The organism is Mesorhizobium erdmanii (assembly GCF_013170725.1).
Classification (GTDB): Bacteria; Pseudomonadota; Alphaproteobacteria; order Rhizobiales; family Rhizobiaceae; genus Mesorhizobium; species Mesorhizobium erdmanii.
This window is the reverse complement of sequence record NZ_CP033361.1, coordinates 2,658,411-2,675,452: the sequence shown is the minus strand read 5'-3', so window position 1 is coordinate 2,675,452 and position 17,042 is coordinate 2,658,411. Positions and strand designations below refer to the sequence as shown.

The following is a 17,042-nucleotide window of genomic DNA, read 5'->3' as shown; positions in this document are numbered from 1 at the left end:
CGTTACGCGGATCTGAGATATGGGCGTTTGTGGACGGGCTTCTTGGTCTGGTAATTCGCCGCGGGAACCGGACGGCCGACGCGAAAGCCCTGGATCCTGTCGATGCCGAACTCGCGCATGAGCGCGATCTGCTCGTCGGTTTCCACGCCTTCGACCAGGATCTGGTGGCCGCGATTGCGCACAAGGGCGATGATGTCCTGAAGCATCGCCATACCCTTGGGCGTACCGCAGTCGTGCAGGAACGAGCGGTCGATCTTGACCGTGTCGAAATCGATCAGGCGCAGCCACGACAGGCCGGCAAAGCCGGTGCCGAAATCATCGAGCCAGATCTTGATGCCCAACAGCTTCAGGTCGCTGATGCAGCGCAGGATGTCGGAGTGCATCTCCATCTCGAGACCTTCGGTGATTTCGAAGGCCAGCCTGTTACCGGTGACGCCGGTCTCGCCCAGGATGGTCGCGACGGACGCGGCGAAGCCAGGCGTCTTGAGCTGGATCGGCGAGACGTTGACGCTGACGACGCGGACGTGATCGTCCACCAGGAGTTCGTTGCAGACCGTGCGTATCGCCCAGCGTCCCAGTTCCAGGATCGCGCCGGTGCGTTCGGCCACGGGAATGAACAGGCTCGGCGGAACCAGGGTGCCATCCAGCATTTTCAGGCGCATCAGCGCCTCCACCGCTTCGAACCGGCCCGACGCGACATCCTGGATGGGCTGATAGACGAGCGACACCAGGTTCTGGGCAATGGCGATCTTCAGCAATGCCGCGAGGTTCTCGCTCTCGTCGCTGCTTTGTGGATCCGTCGGGTCGAACAGCCGCGCGCAATTGCGGCCGCTGGCCTTGGCCAGATAGAGCGCGCGATCGGCCTCGTGGATGATCTTCTCCAGCTTGGCGCCGGCCTGCGTCCTGGTGAACGCGGCGCCGACGCTCGCCGTGACGATAGAGATGCCGTCGCGCCTGAGCTCGTGGGTAAGCGCCAAATTCTCCACCGTGCGGCAAATGGCTTCCGCCAGTTCCGTCACCTTGTCCTTCTTGTCCATGCGCGCCAGCACGATGAATTCCTCACCGCCATAGCGTCCGATCGAACCATTATAGTCCTTGATCAGGTCGCTGAGCGCATTGGCGACATGGATCAGGCAGCGGTCGCCCTCCTGGTGGCCGTAGCAGTCGTTGAACTTCTTGAAGAAGTCGACGTCGATGAGGATGGCGGCGAAACTCGAGCCGAGCTTCTGCCAGTCGCTCCAGTAGTCGCGCAGCTTCTCGTCGATCGCCCGCCGGTTTTCCAGGCCCGTCAGCGGATCGGTCCGCGACAGTCGCAGAAGGGCCTTGCCGCGCTCGGTGGCCTCCTTGTGCTGGATCTTGGCTTCCAGCGCGTTCAGGAAGACGTTGTAGCGCTCTTCGTTCAGCTTCCAGTTCACATAGGAGGTGAAGGTGAAGCACGAGACGTAGAACGTGCCGAACACCATCTTGTATGTCAGTGTGGCCGGTAGAAAGTAGTTCACCACATACAGGATGCACAGGATGATCGTCGACGTGATGATCGAGACCTTGAAGCTGAACGTGAAAAACAGGTTGGCACTCATCATGAAAATCGTGCCGAAAACCATGTAGAAGGCGACGCTCTCCTTGTTGGCGCCCATCGAGGCGGGCAGCAGCCAGCCGATATAGCCGAAGATGATGGCCGCGGCGCAGGTCACATCGAGCCAGTCCGTCGCCGCGCCCCGGCGCAGCTGCGCTTCCAGGACCAGCAATGCGGTCAGCCCGACCGCGAAGCGCGCGGTGATCGTATAGGCGGCGACGTCGGGGATCAGGATCAGATCCGATACCGAAAACAGCACATAGATGACGACGGCGATCCACAGGCCGGGCCTGGCGTCTTTCCTGCGCTTCGCCTGGGCTTCCTGGCGGTAAAGGATACGCAGTTCGGCCGCTCCCAGTTCCTGGCGCGGGTCGTGCGGCTCCGGCTGCGTATCGGCCTGTCTGGATGACGCGCGTTCGGTCACCAACCCCTGTGACAGGGCGTGCTCCGATCCGAACTCTTTTCCAGCTTCTGCCCCCACGCAGGCCGACTCCTTTTGGGCGCGACACGATTTGCCGTGCAATCAAATGCAATGGTGCAAGACAAGTTTGCGTTAACTCGAACCCGGATTCTTATCTGCAAGATCACTAATGAGCTCAGATGGTTAGCGGGAAATTAATCATACCGATAAAATGCGTCCGGGCCGGCGTTGGCAAATGCGGCATTCTACGCGATAAGTTAACTGACTGTTAACCACGGAGCGTTGGTGTGCAAACTGTCCTTGATGGCCAAAGCCTGATTACCGCCGAGATAATCGCCGCCAGTCTGCATCGGAAGCCCGAGCATCATGGCGAAGCGTTCGAGACCGCTCGTGCCGAGTTGGCGCTCATCCTCCACGCCACGCAGCAGCAGATCGACCAGCAGAAATTTCCCGCCGAGATCGTGCGCCGACTGCTGTCGCAGCTCAACGCGCTGCGTGCCAAGGTGCATCCCGACGTCTGGCAGGCGCTGATACCGGTGGCGCAGGAGCACCCGCTGCTGCAATATTTTCTCCAGGATCCGCTGACGCACTGGTCCTTCACCAAGCCCAGGGGCTATTCGGGCGACGCGCAGCTGCTCGACTTCATCTATTGCGACCCGCACGTGGCCGACAGCGTGGCCAGCGCCTCGGAAATCGGCAAGGCGCTCTACAGCCACACCCAGAACGTTCCCTCCTGCGTGGCGGCCCGCGAACGCCGCGATCTGCTGACCCGCTATGTCGACGAGGCCGCGGCCAAGAACGGCCCCGAGACCGAAGTGCTGGCGATCGCCGCCGGCCATCTGCGCGAAGCCAACCGCTCCGTCGCGCTGGCCGAAGGCGGCCTCAAGCGCTGGGTCGCGCTCGACCAGGACCCGCAGAGCGTCGGCCTGATTGCCCGCGATTTCCAGGGCACCGCGGTCGAGGCCATAGACGGCTCGGTGCGGACCGTACTGACAAGGGGCCACAAGCTCGGCAAGTTCGACCTGATCTACGCCTCGGGCCTTTACGACTACCTCCAGCACAACGTCGCCGTGAAGCTGACGAAAACCTGCCTGCAGATGCTGAAGCCGAACGGCACCTTCCTGTTCGCCAACTACGCCGAAGGCACCCCCGACGCCGGCTACCGCGAAACGTTCATGGACTGGGTGCTTTTGCTGCGCTCGGAAGTCGACATGTGGAACATCGTCAACGCCAGCGTCGACCGCAACACCGTCGAGGCGAAGGTGTTTTTCGGCGAAAACCGCAACGTGCTGTATGCAGTGATCGAGAAGCGCGGATAAGCGCCAGTACCCGGCGAGCGCCTTGCGTGAATTGCTAACTGCAATGAGGCCCAAAGGGGACGGTTGTCTCCTGCGGGGTGAGCCCAGGCGAAGATCGAATCGATACCGCTCGCAAGGAGTAGGCATTCACCTTGACTGATCGATGCACGCGATCGGCGTGCGAAAGGGCCAGCGCGTGCAATCGCGCTGGCCTCGGCGTGTCATGCGTGCCGGATTTCCGTGCCAAGCACTTTCAGGCATTCGCGTATGAATGCGGCAAGGGCCGTCCAGCCTTTGGCCGAAACCATTGTGCCGTCGACATAGGCCTCCGTCGGCGACAGATCGATGTAGGTGCCCCCGGCGAGTGTCACTTCCGGTTCGCATGCCCCTAATGCCCCAACCTTCTTGCCGCGCACGACGCCATCGACAGCGATCAGAATCTGCACGCCGTGGCAGATTGTGAAGATCGGCTTCTGCGCTTCGTGAAAATGGCGCACGATCGCCTGCACGCGCTTGTCGGTTCGAATATATTCGGGGCCACGACCGCCGGCACAGTAGACGGCATGATACTGGTCGAGCTGTCTCTCGGCTTCCGAGAACGTCTTGTTGATCAGCGCATAGTGGCCGAGCTTTTCGGTGTAGGTCTGATCGCCCTCGAAATCATGCAGCGAGGTCTTAATCAGGTCGCCGGCGTTCTTGTCCGGGCAGACCACGTGGATGGTGTGCCCAACGGCTTCCATCGCCTGCTGATAGACGAAGATTTCGTATTCTTCGGTGAACTCACCGGTCAGCATCAGTATCTTTTTACCTGGCATGGTTCTTCCTCTCGGTGTGTTGGGGCTAGGGCAAGGCGCCGATCGCGCCCTGCCTTTCGGTGAAGTCGGATCGGCTCAGAATGGCGAGTCCGGGAAATAGTATTCCTTGGCGTTGGCCTGGGTGATCAGTGGCGCGTTGAGCTTGACGGTGCCACGGACGGGGGCCTGGCCGACCAGGTTCGCGACGGTCATGTAGATGGCCGTCTTGATCATCGATGGCGGGTACGGGGTCTCGACCGGCGTCATCGCGTCGCCATCGATCACCTTCTTGACGATGTCTTTCATGCCGTTGCCACCGAGCGCCAGCTTGATGTCGGTCCGGCCCGATTGCTTCACGGCCTCGAGCACGCCGAGCAGCATGTCGTCGTCATTGGCCCAGACCGCATCGATATGCGGATACTTGGCCAGGTAGTCCTGCATCAGCTTGAACGCCTCGTCGCTGTTCCAGTGGGCATATTGAATGTCCAGCACCTTGAGGCCAGTGCCCTTGATGGTGTCCTGGAAGCCTTTGATGCGTTCGTCATCGATGACAGTCGGAATGCCGCGCAGCACGACGAGATCGCCCTTGCCACCCAGCTTGTCGATCATGAACTTCGCGGTATTGGCGCCCACGGCGATGTTGTCGCCGGCGAGATAGAGGTCCTGGATCGAGGAATCGGTCAGGCCCCGGTCAACGACGGTGATGAAGGTCCCGGCGTCCTTGATGGCCTTGACCGGCTGGGTAAGTTCCTCCGAACTGTACGGCAGGATGACCAAGGCATCCAGTTTGCGGCTGGCGGACAGATCCTCGAGCGCGCTCACCTGCTCCGCGGCCGATGGTGACGTTTTGACGACCACCTCCACGCCCGGGAAAGCCGCATTGATTTCCTTGGCAGCCTGCTGGGCGTGGTAGACGACGCCCGCGGTCCAGCCGTGGTCGGCGGCCGGTATCGACACCGCGATGACCTTCTTGTCTTGTGCCATGGCCTGTCCGGCCAGGAGCAGCGAGCCGAGAGCGGCCGCCGCGATCCATTTTCTACTGAACATAGTCTTCTCCCGTTGGACCTACAAAAACCTGGCTCCCGCGTGGTCCGGACGCGGGGCTATTTCGAATTCGAAAACCGCTGGATGAGCATGGCGATGATGATGATGACGCCCTGAACGGCGGCGACGAGGTACTCGGAGACGAAGTCCGAAAGAACCATCAGGTTGGCGATCAGCTCCAGGATGACCGCGCCGGCGACTGTTCCCCAGACATGGCCCTTGCCGCCGCGCAATGCGGTGCCGCCGATCACCACGGCGGTGATGACCTGCAATTCCCAGAGCTGACCGGTGGTCGGCGTGGCCGCGCCCAGGCGCGGCACGTAGCAGATCGCGGCGATCGCCACGCAAACGCCCTGGACAACGTAGGCGATGGTGCGGGTCTTGACGACGGAGATGCCGGAATAGCGGGCGACATCCTCATTGGCCCCTACAGCCGCGCATTTACGCCCGTATTTCATCTTGTAGAGGATGAAGGATGCGACGGCTGCGACGGCGATGGATATCAGGATCGGGATCGGAATGCCGGCGACCGTACCGAAATAGACAGGCCGGTAGGCGTCGCGCAGCGATCGGTCGATCGGTATCGTGCCGCCGTTGGTCAGATAGGTAATCAGCGCCCGGAAAATTCCCATCGTACCGAGCGTCGCGATGAACGGCTCGATCCGGCCGACGGTGACGATCAGGCCGTTGGCGAGCCCACAGAGCAGCCCGACCACGATCGCAACGAGCATTCCTGCGGGAATGGCCCAGAGACCGGCATGCGGTGCCACCGCGTTCATGAACATGATGGTGATGCCGGTGACGAAAGCGGCCATCGAGCCGACGGAAAGATCGAGCCCTCCCGACGAGATGACGAACGTCGCGCCGACCGCGATGATCGCGATGAAGGCGCTGCGGGTGATCACGTTGGCAAGGTTGGTAGCCGAGAGGAAATCCGGATTGATCAGAAAGCCCGCCACGAGCAGGGCAGCCAATGCCAGGAAAGGTCCGACGTCGGTCCAGGTGAGATTCAAATCGCTGATCCGTCGCGTCGTCGGGGATCCGGTCATGACAGCCATTCTGTTCCTCCCTTGGCCTTTGGCCCCGGCTTCGGACCGCTGGTTGCCAGCAGCGCGACGTTGCTTTCAGTCATTTCGGCTCCGCTGACTTCGCCAGTGACGTGCCCTTCGCGCATCACCAGGATGCGATCGCACAGGCCGATCAGTTCCTGCATCTCGGACGAGATGACGATGCAGGCCTTCCCTCTGGCGACCAGGCCGTGGATGAAGGCGTAGATCTGCGCTTTGTTGGCGATGTCGATGCCGCGTGTCGGCTCATCGATGATGACCACCGACGGGTTGGTCAGAAGGACCTTGGCCAGCAGGAGTTTCTGCTGGTTGCCGCCAGACAGCTGGGCCGCCTTCGCGCCCGGGCTTTTCACCCTGATGTCGTAGGCCTCGATGGCTTTCTCCAAGGCGTCCATTTCGCGGCCGCGGCTCATTGAAAGGCCGGGATGGAACACATCCAGCGCGGACAGCGTCAGGTTGGCCGCCAGGCGCTCCTGCAGCAGCAGACCCTTGCCCTTGCGATCCTCGGTCAGGTAGCCGATGCCGGCGTCGATCGCTGCGCGCTGTGAATGAAAGTGAACCGGCTTGCCCTCGAGTTCGACCGTCGCGGTTGCCGGACGCAGGCCGACGATACCCTCGAACAGCTCGGTGCGGCCGGCGCCGACCATCCCGGCAAAGCCGAGGATTTCGCCCTTGTGGAGGGTGAACGATACGTCCTCGGCATAGCCGGGAACGGTGGCATTGCTGACGCTCAGCATCGGGATATCGGATGATGCCCCGGTCCTTTCGGGATAGAGCGCGGCCAGCTCGCGGCCAACCATGAGGCGCGCCATGTCCGTCTGGTTGAGCATCTTGCCGGGATAGGTGCCGACCATCTTGCCGTCGCGCAGCACGGTCACCTTGTCGGCGACCCTTTGCACCTCGTCCAGCCGGTGGCTGATATAAAGCACGGCGGTGCCGTGGGCCTTGAGTTGCAGCACAATCTCCAACAGCCGCTCGACCTCTCCGCCGGTCAGCACGGCGGTCGGCTCGTCGAAGATCACGACCTTGTAGTCGTCGAGCAGCGCGCGGGCGATCTGCACCATTTGCCGATCGGCCAGGGAAATGTCGCGAACCAGCGCGGTCGGCGATACGAAACAGCCGATCTGCGCCAGCTTCTCGGCCGCGAGCCGCCGCATGGTACGGTCGTCAACGACCGGCCCACGCAAAAGCTCGCGCCCGAGAAACAGATTGTCTGCTACCGTTAGCCCGTCGGCGAGCAGGATCTCCTGGTGCACCAGCGCAATGCCGGCATCCTGTGCCTGGCTCGGTTTGGTGAATTTCACCGGGTGGCCCGCCATCGACAAGGTGCCGCCTGTCGGCTCGACATAGCCGGACAGCAGCCGCATCAACGTCGACTTGCCGGCCCCGTTCTCGCCGATGATGGCGTGGATCTCACCCGGCAGGATATCGAGCATGACATCCGACAGCACCGTCACCGGACCGTATTGCTTCGACAGGCGCTCGGCGCGCACCACCGGTTCAACGGCGCCCGGCACGTCGCCACAAGGCAACGTGCTTCCTCCCTCTCCGGCGATATTGACGGCAATGGACATCGGTTCCGGCCTCAATCAAACGCCGGAAGCAAGCGATCGCGCGAATGCTCGATGTGGACGCGCATCGCCTCTTGGGCGGCGTCGGGATCGGCCGAGCCGAACGCGGCAAGGATCGCCTCGTGTTCGTCGAGCGCTTCCTCGGTCACGCGGGAATGGTACATCAGGCGGAAGATATGGAAATGGGTGTGCTGGTGGCTCAACGTCTGCCGAATGAGTTCGTTTTCGGAAAACTCCATAATCTTGTCGTGGAAGATCGCGTCCTGCCGGGCGAAATTCGAATAGCGCAGCCGATCGTCCTTGCCTTCGCGGCGTGACATCACGCCCGCCGCTGCCAGCAACGTGTTGAGCTTCGCTTCGTCCATGGCAGCGGCGGCTTTCGCCGCTGCATGCGGCTCTAGCAGAAGCCGCATCTCGTACAATTCGTCGAAACGGCGCCGCGTGATTTGCGGTGCCGCGCGGTAACCGATGAGATGCGTCTTCAGCACCAGGCCTTCGCCCTCGAGGCGGCCGAGCGCCTCACGGATCGGCGTGTGCGAGACGTCGAGTTCCTTGACCAGATTATCGACTGTGATGCGTGAACCCGGCGCGATCTTCAGCGCCATAAGCTGCGCGAAGATCGCCTCGTAGACATTCTCGGCCAAGCTGTTGGAACGCTGGATGCGACCGCCCGCGGCGGACATCTCGGCAGTATCGGGTGAGTTCGCGGTCTGCATCTTTTTGCCTCTTGACAGTGAGGATGGCTAACACGATGCTCGAACGGATGCAATCCTATATCCTATACGATTTTAAAGCGGATGCATTTTTGAAGCCTAATGCACCTTTCCTTCCCAGTTCAGCCGCCGTCAAAGGACGCAGACCATCATGAGCCTCTTCGCCGCCCTTCGGCTGCCACGTGAAATCCTGTTCGGAAAGGGGCAGCGCCATGTGCTGCCGACTGTCGCCTGCAAGTTCGGCCGGCGCGCGCTGGTCTGTACGGACGAGCGATTCGCCGGCACCGCGGTGTTCGCGGAGATGGTCAAATCGCTGCGGGACGCCTCGATCGAGGTGCTGGTGCATGACCGCGTCCTTCCCGACGTGCCGCGTGACACCGTCGGCGTCTGCGTCGAGGAGGCCGAGAGTTTCAGGCCGGAGATGGTGATCGGCATCGGCGGCGGCAGCTGCCTCGATTTCGCCAAATGCGCCACCTTGCTGCTTAGTCACGGCGGCAGACTCCAGGACTACTACGGTGAGTTCAAGGTGCCCGGCCCGACGCTGCCGCTGATCGCCGTGCCGACCACCGCGGGCACCGGCTCCGAAGTGACGCCGGTCGCGGTGATCTCCGATCCGGACCGCACGCTCAAGGTCGGCATTTCAAGCGCTTATCTGATCGCCGCGGTTGCCTTGTGCGATCCGGACCTGACGATGACCTGTCCGCCCGGGCTGACCGCGATCGCCGGCGCCGACGCATTGACACACGCAATCGAGGCTTTCACCGCCATGCGGCGCGGCGAGGACCCCGACCTGCCGCAAAAGCACGTGTTCATCGGCAAGACCGCGCTGACCGACCATTTCGCACTGCTGGCCATCAAGCTGCTGGGACGCAGTCTGCAGAAAGCATGCATGGACGGCACCGATGCCGATGCGCGAGCCGATGTGATGATGGGCGCACTGGCGGCGGGTTGCGCGTTCGGCACCGCCGGAACGGCGGCGGCGCATGCAGTGCAGTATCCGGCCGGCGCGCTGACACACACCGCGCATGGGTTGGGCGTGGCAACCATGATGCCCTACGTCATGACCTACAACAGGTGTGCGGCCGCCGTTGAAATGGCCGAGATCGGCCGCGCGCTCGGGCTCTCCGCCAATGGGCGCAGCGAAGACGAGCAAGCCGGCGCCGCCATCGAAGAGATCAGGCGGCTGTTCGCGGCAATCGGCATCACGTCGACATTGGCGGATCTCGGCCTGCCCGCCGATAAACTCGACTGGACCGCCGAGCAGGCACTCGGCATCGAACGCCTCATCAAGAACAATCCGCGCCCATTCGATCTCGCCGCCATGCGACGCCTGGTCCAGGCGGCACACGACGGCGATCTCGCGGCCTGCGCCAATTGAACGAACGGAACAAGATGATGAACCTTGCCCAGCAAATCGATCAGGATGGATATGACATGTGCCGGTTCTCGCACGGGCTTTACATCGACGGCACGTGGCGCCCCTCGTCCGATGGCCGGCTTATCGATGTGGTCGATCCATCCTCTGGGGCCGTCATCGCAGCGGTTCCCGATGCGACGATCGAGGATGCCGCGGCTGCTGTCGAGGCCGCCGCCAGGGCAGCCAAGGGATGGCGGGAGACGGCACCGCGCAAGCGCTCGGAGATCCTCCGGCGCTGTTTCGAACTCATGGTCGAACGATCCGAAACGCTCGCCATGCTGATCTCGCTGGAAAATGGCAAAGCGTTGCGGGACGCGCGTGGCGAGGTGGCGTATGCGGCGGAGTTTTTTCGGTGGAACGCCGAGGAGGCGGTTCGCATCACCGGCGAATTCGGCACGGCGCCATCCGGTACCAACCGGATCGTGGTCGACTATGAGCCGATCGGCATCTGCGTGCTGATCACGCCCTGGAATTTTCCCGCCGCGATGGCGACCCGCAAGATTGCTCCCGCACTGGCTGCAGGCTGTACGGTCATCCTGAAACCAGCCAGCGAAACGCCGCTGACGGCCTACGCCCTGGCAGCGCTTTACAGTGAGGCCGGGGTGCCGCCCGGCGTCGTCAACGTCCTCACCACGACCAGCCCTGGTCCGCTGACATCGGCCATGCTGGCCGATCCGCGTGTCAGGAAGCTCTCCTTCACCGGCTCGACTGGAGTGGGCCGAACCTTGCTCGGCGAAGCGGCCAGGCATGTCATCTCCTGTTCGATGGAACTCGGTGGCAATGCGCCTTTCGTCGTCTTCGACGATGCCGATCTCGATGCGGCGCTCGACGGTGCGATGATCGCCAAGATGCGCAATGCCGGAGAAGCCTGCACCGCCGCCAACCGCATCTATGTCCAGTCAGGCATCCATGAGCGGTTTGCCGACGGGCTTCGCAAACGCATGGCAGCGCTCAAGGTCGGCGCGGGCATCGACGCCGATACCGAGTGCGGCCCCATGATCACAAAAAAGGCAGTGGACAAGATCGACCGTCTCGTCAAAGACGCGGTGGCGCGAGGAGCCAACGTGCTTTGCGGCGGATCGATCCCGGACGGGGAAGGCTTTTTCTATCCGCCGACCGTACTGTCGCAGGTATCGCCCGAAGCCGACATGGCGCATGAGGAGATCTTCGGGCCGGTGGCCCCCATCACCATGTTCGAAACCGAGGAACAGGCCATCGCCTATGCCAATGACACGGAATATGGCCTTGCAGCCTATATCTATACGCGCGACGTGGGACGTGGAATGCGTGTCGCGTCGGGTATCGAGGCCGGCATGATAGGCCTCAACCGCGGGCTGATGTCCGACCCAGCGGCGCCCTTCGGTGGCGTCAAGCAAAGCGGCCTTGGCCGCGAAGGCGGCCAGCACCACGGCATCGCTGAATTCATGGAGGCGAAATACATCGCCGTCACCTTCTGACCGGACTCCCATGCAGAAAGACCCCTTCCGCACCCGCGACCACGTTGCCGATTTCGATGACATCGTGGCCGATATCGCGGCGCGCAGCGCCGCCACAAGGGCGACGCTGCCCATGGTGGGCGATCTCGCCTATGGCGAACACCCTGCCGAGAAGCTCGACCTGTTCTTTCCGCCGGGCCGGGGCGGCAATCTTCCGGTTCATATCTTCATCCATGGCGGCTATTGGCGCATGTTCTCCAAGAGCGACTATTCCTACGTCGCGGATACCGTGACCAAGGCCGGCGCGATCGCGGTGATCGTCGACTATGCGCTGATGCCCGAGGTCAGGATGGCGGCGATCGTGGAACAGATCCGGCGCGCCAAACAATGGGTGCTGGACAACATCGCCAGCCATGGCGGCGACCCTGGCCGCATAAGTCTCAGCGGCCATTCCGCCGGCGCGCATCTGGCTACCTTCCTGTTCGAAGACACGCCGGCACCGTCACATGTCCATGCAGCGCTGCTGCTGGGAGGCCTCTACGATCTGAAGCCGCTGCAGACGTCCTTCCTCGAGCCTTTGATAGGCATCACCGACGAGGAGGTGGCTGACTTTTCGCCAATGGCCCGCTCGCAAGACCCCCTGACAGCCGTGACCATCCTTGTCGGAGCCCAGGAAACGCCCGCCTTCCACCAGCAGGCCGCCGCGTTCGCAATGCACTTGCGGGAGCAGAGCACGAAGGTGCGCGACGTCTGTCTGGAAGATCGAAATCATATGAACAGCGTTCGGGATCTCGGCATCAGTGGAACACAGGCATGTGGCTGCCTTGTTGAGCTTATCGCAACGGCCGTTGGCTAAAGAAATTCCAGGAAAGTGTGCATCGGTTTTCCCGGGAGAAGCGCATAGCGCTTCCCCTTGGGAATTGCGGGCTCGGCTCCACCATCAGCGCCCGGCACCGCGACCGAAAGATCCGGCATCCTTTGCCAGCACCAGCCCGGCATCGTCGGCGACATAGCCGACATAGCGATAGTCGCGGATGAAACTGATCCGCCCCTCGCGCCACTCCAGCCACATGAAATGGCTCGGTTTGGTCGCGGCCCGGTCCTCGAACACCGCGATCACCTCGCGGCCCTCGACCCAGGCCGGCCGCAGCCACAAGCCTTCGCTCTTGGCATAGATCGTGAAGAACATGCCGACATCGGCGGCGCCCGAGCGCGGCGGATGCATGGACTGCTGCAACCTGACGTCATCTGCAAGCAGCGCCCGCAAGCCGTCCCAGTCGTGCTGGTTGAAGAGGGCGATGTAGCGCACCACGGCGGCCGACGCGATGCGTACATCGGGAAGCGGACCGGCCTCGGCATTGATCTGCCGGAGCCGCGCGCGGCCACGCGCCAGATGTGCCTTCACCGCATCGACCGAGATGCCGAGAAGGGTGGCGATCCCAGCCAGCGGCTCGTCAAGCACATCCTTCAGGATGATAACGCTGCGCTGGTTGACCGGAAGCTCCGCGAAACGCGACACCGCCGTTTCGATCGCCTCTTTGCGCATCAGCGTCTCCACCGGGCCGGCTTTGCTGTCGTCGGCGATTTCAAGCGCGGCCTCGATCGGTTCGGCGGCGCGGACAGCGCGGCTGCGCAACAGGTCGAGCGCCCGATTGTGGGCGATGCGGAACAGCCAGGGCCTGAGTTGCGGCACCTCGCACAGTTCGTCCAGCGCGACGAAGGCCCGCGCAAACGTGTCCTGCACGACATCCTCGCCGTCGATCACCGAGCCCATCAGCCGCGCGCAATAGCGGTGCAGTTCCGGCCGCAGGGCGGCGGCAAGGGCAAGCAGCCCTTCCCGTCGGTCGCGTTCCACGGCAGGTCCTCCGTCGCTCAAGCAGCCAGGCCCTCCATGATCGTTACCCCCGCGTCGCCATTGAGGCCGAAGACGACCCCTTCTGCATAATTGGGGTCTTCCAGCACCGAAACCACCCTGTCGCCGAACGCCCGGGGCGACATCGGCGCGCCGAAGCGGGTGACGAACTGTTCCGGCGAGATGCCCATGGAGGCTGCATAGGCGCCGGCGCCGGCGTCTCCGACCCCGGTGCCGAGGATCATCTGCCGCGGCACGATCGCCTGGAAGCGGATGCCGAGACCCTTCTCCTGCGCGACGCCATTGGCGTATTTGGCCATGAACCACAGCATGCGCTTGGCGCCGGCATAACCGCCCGACATCTGCGAGCCGGCGACGGCGGCACCGCTCGACCCGACCAGCACCCGGCTGCCGGGCTTCAGCGGCAGGTTCAGCGCCGCCTGTAGCCAGTAGAGCCCGGCCTTGACGTCGGTTTCCCAGGTAGTGGAGAAATCCTCCCACTTCAACTGGTCCAGCCGCCCCGTTCGCGGCGTCGCACCGGCATTCAGCACCACGATGTCAGGCCGCACCTCGCCAAGAATGCGATAGGCCGCATCCTCCTCCGTCACATCGGCCGAGATGGTGGCAACCCCAAGCCGCCGCCCAACCGCCGCCAGGGCCTCGGCGCCACGCGCAACGACGGTCACCGAGGCGCCCTGCGCGACCAGCGCTTCGACCACGCCGAGGCCCAACCCCCGGCTGCCGCCGGTGACCACGATTTTCTTGTCCTTGAGGCTCATTTGACGCTGCTCCAGTGTTGAACTGTAGCTAAGACGTTTGAGGGGCGGGAAAAGAGTCAGGGGGCGCGGGGTAGCGGCCGTCCGCGCGTGACGGCTAGCTAAAAGGCCGGTAGCGGACGGGCGGCTATATGCAATACGTGCGTTGAAGGAGATTGCCACCGACAGTCCTCTTCCCAACCCAAATGGCCACCAGGATAGAATCTCGCTCAGGGTGCTGGACCGAAAACTCTCGCGGGAAACGCCCTCTCCATCACATCCAGGAAAGCGCGAACCTTTGCACCGATAAGACGTCGCGAGCTTTGGAGCGCCCAGATTTCCACAGATGGACCGGCATGAGTTCCCCAGCAAACGATGCGGCCAGCCTCGATATCGCCTGCGACAAGAAGTTTCGGAAGCAAAGCCGCGCCCGCACCCGCCAGAACCGCATCGCGCACCATCAGCAAGGAAGAGAAGCGCAGGATCGGCTCGGGCTTGAAAAGGACTTCGCCCTCGAGATCGGATTTCATCTGCCAGACAACGTTCGGCGAAGTTGCGTTAAGCAAAACCGCCTTTACGGGCCTCGGTCCACCATCCGGCGCCGCCTGTGGGCGCGGCATGTCCGGCAAGGCAACGATCAGGCGCTCGTCAATGAGAAAACGGCGGCCGATGAGACGTTCATCCGGTGAAGGATCGATCCGGATAACAAGGTCGTAGCCATCCTCGACCGGATCGACCTTGCGATCCTCGGCAACAATCTCAAGCTTCACCTCCGGATAGGCGAGCGCAAAACGGGTCCCGATCCTGGGAAGCGCCACATGCGCGAATACCATGGGAGCGCTCACCCGCAGCCTGCCTCTCGGGGTGGACGCACCCAAGACAATCGCCTCCCCCGCTTCCGCAATTTCCGACAGCAAGCCATCAGTGCGCTCGTGCAGCGCTCGCCCTTCGTCTGTCAGTCGCAGACTCTGGGATCCACGCTCGATCAGCCTCACACCAAGGCTGTGTTCCAGTTCGCTCACATGGCGAGACAATGTCGCCTTGGATCTTCCGGACATTCGACCAGCCCGGCCGAAACCGCCATGGGCGGCAACGAGGTTGAAGTCGGCCAGGGCTTCGAGATTCATGACGATGTTCCAAAATTGAGACGAGCCATCTCGATCATGCCATCTCCCGCTCAACGTTGGAACGTATATTTTCCTCGGAGACAGAACAGAAATCACAAGGAGTTTTCACAATGGCTATTTTGGTAACCGGCAGCACCGGGACGATCGGCTCCCAGGTCTTGGCTCACCTGCAGGGGCGCGACGTAGAGGTTCGGGCCCTGACTCGCTCACCTGAGACGGCTCGGCTTCCCGCTGGCGTGACGGCTGTCCGCGGTGATCTCGCTGATCCGGATTCGGTCCGGGCGGCACTGCAAGGCATCAGCACCCTGTTTCTGCTCGCGCCAAACGTCGCCGACGAATTGACCCAGGCGATGCTGACCCTGACGGTCGCCCGCGAGGCCGGCATCAAGGGCATCGTCTATCTCTCGGTATTCGGCGGCGATGCCTACGCCGACGTGCCGCATTTTGCGGGCAAGTACACGGTCGAGCGGATGATCGAGGCGCTCGACCTGCCCGCGACGATCCTGCGCCCCGCCTACTTCATTCAGAACGATCTTCGTCAAAAGGACGCTTTGCTGAATGCCGGCATCTATGGCTCGCCGATCGGCCAGAAAGGCGTCTCGATGGTCGATATACGCGACATCGGCGAGGCCGCCGCAATCGAGCTGGTTCGCCGTGAACAGGCAGCGACGCCACTGATCCGCGAGACCTATCCCCTGGTTGGTCCCGACAGCCTGACCGGCGAAGGTATCGCCGCCATCTGGAGCGAAGCACTCGGCCGCGCGATCCGTCATGGCGGCGACGATCTCATCGTCATGGAGCAGCGCACCAAGGCCGTGCTGCCCGCCTGGCTTGCGCTCGACCTGCGCCTGATGTTCGGCCGCTATCAGACGGAAGGCGCGGTGGCGACCGCTGACGACATCGCCCGACTGACCACGCTTCTCGGCCGCGCCCCTCGCTCCTATGCCGCTTTTGCCTGGGATGCCGCGACCCAGTGGGCGAAGGGCTGAGCCACACCTCACCAACAAAGGAGACCTGCCATGACGACGGTCCATTCCCTCTCGCCCGAAGACGCTCCAGCCGTGGCCGCGATGCGAGAGGCCGCCTCGGCCCACAAGGGCGAAAAGCTGGGCCCCGAGGCGCGGCCGATGTTCGACGCCATGTTTGCCGCTACACCCGCTGCGGCGAATGTGCGGGTTGAACCCGCGACAGTCGGGGGTATTGCCGGCTTCTGGCTTCGGCTGCCGAACCCACGGCCGGGCGCACGCATATTATATCTTCATGGTGGCGGCTATGTGCTCGGCTCAGCCGAGGCACTCACCAACTTCGCGGGCCAGTTCGCCGCACGCGTCGGCGCCGATACGTTCGTCCCGGAATACCGGCTTGCGCCCGAGCACCCTTTTCCAGCCGCGATCGATGATGCGCTCGCCGCTTATCGCGGTCTCGTTGCGGACGGTTGCGAACGGATCGTGGTTGTCGGCGACTCTGCCGGCGGCGGTTTGACGCTGGCGTTGCTCTCGGCTCTCGCCGCCGACGAGACGAAGGAAACCGCGCAGCCGGTCGGGGCGGCGGTGATGTCGCCCTGGACCGACCTTGCACTCACCGGCAACAGCTTCGAGACCAGGGCCGAGGCGGATCCGATCTTCACGCGCGGCGTACTCCAGGCCTTCGCGGACCTGTATCTCCAAGGCCAGGATGCCACGAACTCCAAGGCCTCGCCGCTCTACGCACAGCTCCGCGACCTGCCGCCGATCCGGATCGATGTCGGGGACGACGAATTGCTGCTCGCCGACTCCGTCCGCTACGCCGACCGGGCGAGGGCTGCAGGCGTGGACGTCACACTGTCAGTGTGGGAGGGCATGCCGCATGTCTTCCAGTCTTCCCTCGGCCGCTTTCGCGCGGCCGAGCAGTCGGTGGATGCCATCGGTGCCTTCCTCCGCCATCGGCTAGCCGATGTTTCCCCGTCCAACAGCACACCTTCGGAGGTTTGAA

General features: G+C 63.0%; 15 protein-coding genes. 6 read left to right on the top strand and 9 right to left on the bottom strand.

Annotation, left to right across the window (positions count from 1 at the left end; genetic code table 11):
• Positions 1 to 2: 2 nt before the first annotated feature.
• On the bottom strand, positions 3 to 2,000 hold the full coding sequence (locus tag EB233_RS12900) for a putative bifunctional diguanylate cyclase/phosphodiesterase (protein WP_064989626.1): 1,998 nt from the start codon (positions 1,998 to 2,000) through the stop codon (positions 3 to 5).
• A gap of 284 nt (positions 2,001 to 2,284) precedes the next feature.
• Here EB233_RS12900 and EB233_RS12895 point away from each other — a divergent pair, with 284 nt between their 5' ends.
• The gene (locus EB233_RS12895; protein WP_064989545.1) at positions 2,285 to 3,316 is read left to right on the top strand and encodes a class I SAM-dependent methyltransferase; all 1,032 of its coding nucleotides are present in this window, start codon (positions 2,285 to 2,287) and stop codon (positions 3,314 to 3,316) included.
• 200 nt (positions 3,317 to 3,516) lie between these two features.
• On the opposite strand, the gene EB233_RS12890 is transcribed toward EB233_RS12895, so the two are convergent.
• The 5 genes from EB233_RS12890 to EB233_RS12870 all read right to left on the bottom strand — a co-directional run bounded on the left by EB233_RS12890 (position 3,517) and on the right by EB233_RS12870 (position 8,487).
• A complete protein-coding gene (locus tag EB233_RS12890) occupies positions 3,517 to 4,110 on the bottom strand; it encodes a DJ-1/PfpI family protein (RefSeq protein WP_027054691.1) in 594 nt (197 codons plus the stop codon).
• A 75-nt stretch (positions 4,111 to 4,185) separates the two neighbouring features.
• Positions 4,186 to 5,136 (bottom strand): substrate-binding domain-containing protein, encoded by a 951-nt coding sequence (locus EB233_RS12885; RefSeq protein WP_064989546.1) that lies wholly within the window; start codon positions 5,134 to 5,136, stop codon positions 4,186 to 4,188.
• A gap of 56 nt (positions 5,137 to 5,192) precedes the next feature.
• Positions 5,193 to 6,191 (bottom strand): ABC transporter permease, encoded by a 999-nt coding sequence (locus tag EB233_RS12880; protein WP_064989547.1) that lies wholly within the window; start codon positions 6,189 to 6,191, stop codon positions 5,193 to 5,195.
• Positions 6,179 to 7,774, bottom strand: a complete 1,596-nt coding sequence (locus EB233_RS12875) for a sugar ABC transporter ATP-binding protein (RefSeq protein WP_064989548.1) — start codon at positions 7,772 to 7,774, stop codon at positions 6,179 to 6,181. Before EB233_RS12875 ends, EB233_RS12880 begins: the two co-directional genes overlap by 13 nt.
• An 11-nt stretch (positions 7,775 to 7,785) precedes the next feature.
• Complete coding sequence (locus EB233_RS12870) at positions 7,786 to 8,487, bottom strand: GntR family transcriptional regulator (RefSeq protein ID WP_064989549.1); 702 nt, start codon at positions 8,485 to 8,487, stop codon at positions 7,786 to 7,788.
• 148 nt (positions 8,488 to 8,635) lie between these two features.
• On the opposite strand from EB233_RS12870, the gene EB233_RS12865 reads away from it, so the two are divergent.
• Genes EB233_RS12865 through EB233_RS12855 form a run of 3 tightly spaced genes read left to right on the top strand, consistent with a single transcriptional unit; the run spans position 8,636 to position 12,193 of the window.
• A complete protein-coding gene (locus tag EB233_RS12865) occupies positions 8,636 to 9,862 on the top strand; it encodes an iron-containing alcohol dehydrogenase (protein WP_064989550.1) in 1,227 nt (408 codons plus the stop codon).
• Positions 9,863 to 9,879: 17 nt separating this feature from the next.
• The gene (locus tag EB233_RS12860) at positions 9,880 to 11,358 is read left to right on the top strand and encodes an NAD-dependent succinate-semialdehyde dehydrogenase (protein ID WP_064989627.1); all 1,479 of its coding nucleotides are present in this window, start codon (positions 9,880 to 9,882) and stop codon (positions 11,356 to 11,358) included.
• Positions 11,359 to 11,368: 10 nt separating this feature from the next.
• Entirely contained in the window at positions 11,369 to 12,193 is an 825-nt protein-coding gene (locus tag EB233_RS12855; RefSeq protein WP_064989551.1) for an alpha/beta hydrolase, read from the top strand.
• Between the two features lie 84 nt (positions 12,194 to 12,277).
• Here EB233_RS12855 and EB233_RS12850 read toward each other — a convergent pair whose 3' ends face one another.
• From EB233_RS12850 to EB233_RS12840, 3 genes are all read right to left on the bottom strand, one after another.
• On the bottom strand, positions 12,278 to 13,213 hold the full coding sequence (locus EB233_RS12850) for a sigma-70 family RNA polymerase sigma factor (RefSeq protein WP_064989552.1): 936 nt from the start codon (positions 13,211 to 13,213) through the stop codon (positions 12,278 to 12,280).
• On the bottom strand, positions 13,210 to 13,968 hold the full coding sequence (locus tag EB233_RS12845; protein ID WP_064989553.1) for an SDR family NAD(P)-dependent oxidoreductase: 759 nt from the start codon (positions 13,966 to 13,968) through the stop codon (positions 13,210 to 13,212). Before EB233_RS12845 ends, EB233_RS12850 begins: the two co-directional genes overlap by 4 nt.
• 206 nt (positions 13,969 to 14,174) lie before the next feature.
• Entirely contained in the window at positions 14,175 to 15,071 is an 897-nt protein-coding gene (locus EB233_RS12840) for a LysR family transcriptional regulator (RefSeq protein ID WP_064989554.1), read from the bottom strand.
• Between the two features lie 110 nt (positions 15,072 to 15,181).
• Between EB233_RS12840 and EB233_RS12835 the strand changes: the two genes are divergently transcribed.
• Both EB233_RS12835 and EB233_RS12830 read left to right on the top strand, forming a co-directional pair.
• A complete protein-coding gene (locus tag EB233_RS12835; protein WP_064989555.1) occupies positions 15,182 to 16,060 on the top strand; it encodes an NmrA/HSCARG family protein in 879 nt (292 codons plus the stop codon).
• Between the two features lie 30 nt (positions 16,061 to 16,090).
• Complete coding sequence (locus tag EB233_RS12830; protein WP_064989556.1) at positions 16,091 to 17,041, top strand: alpha/beta hydrolase; 951 nt, start codon at positions 16,091 to 16,093, stop codon at positions 17,039 to 17,041.
• The last annotated feature ends 1 nt before the right edge of the window (position 17,042 follow it).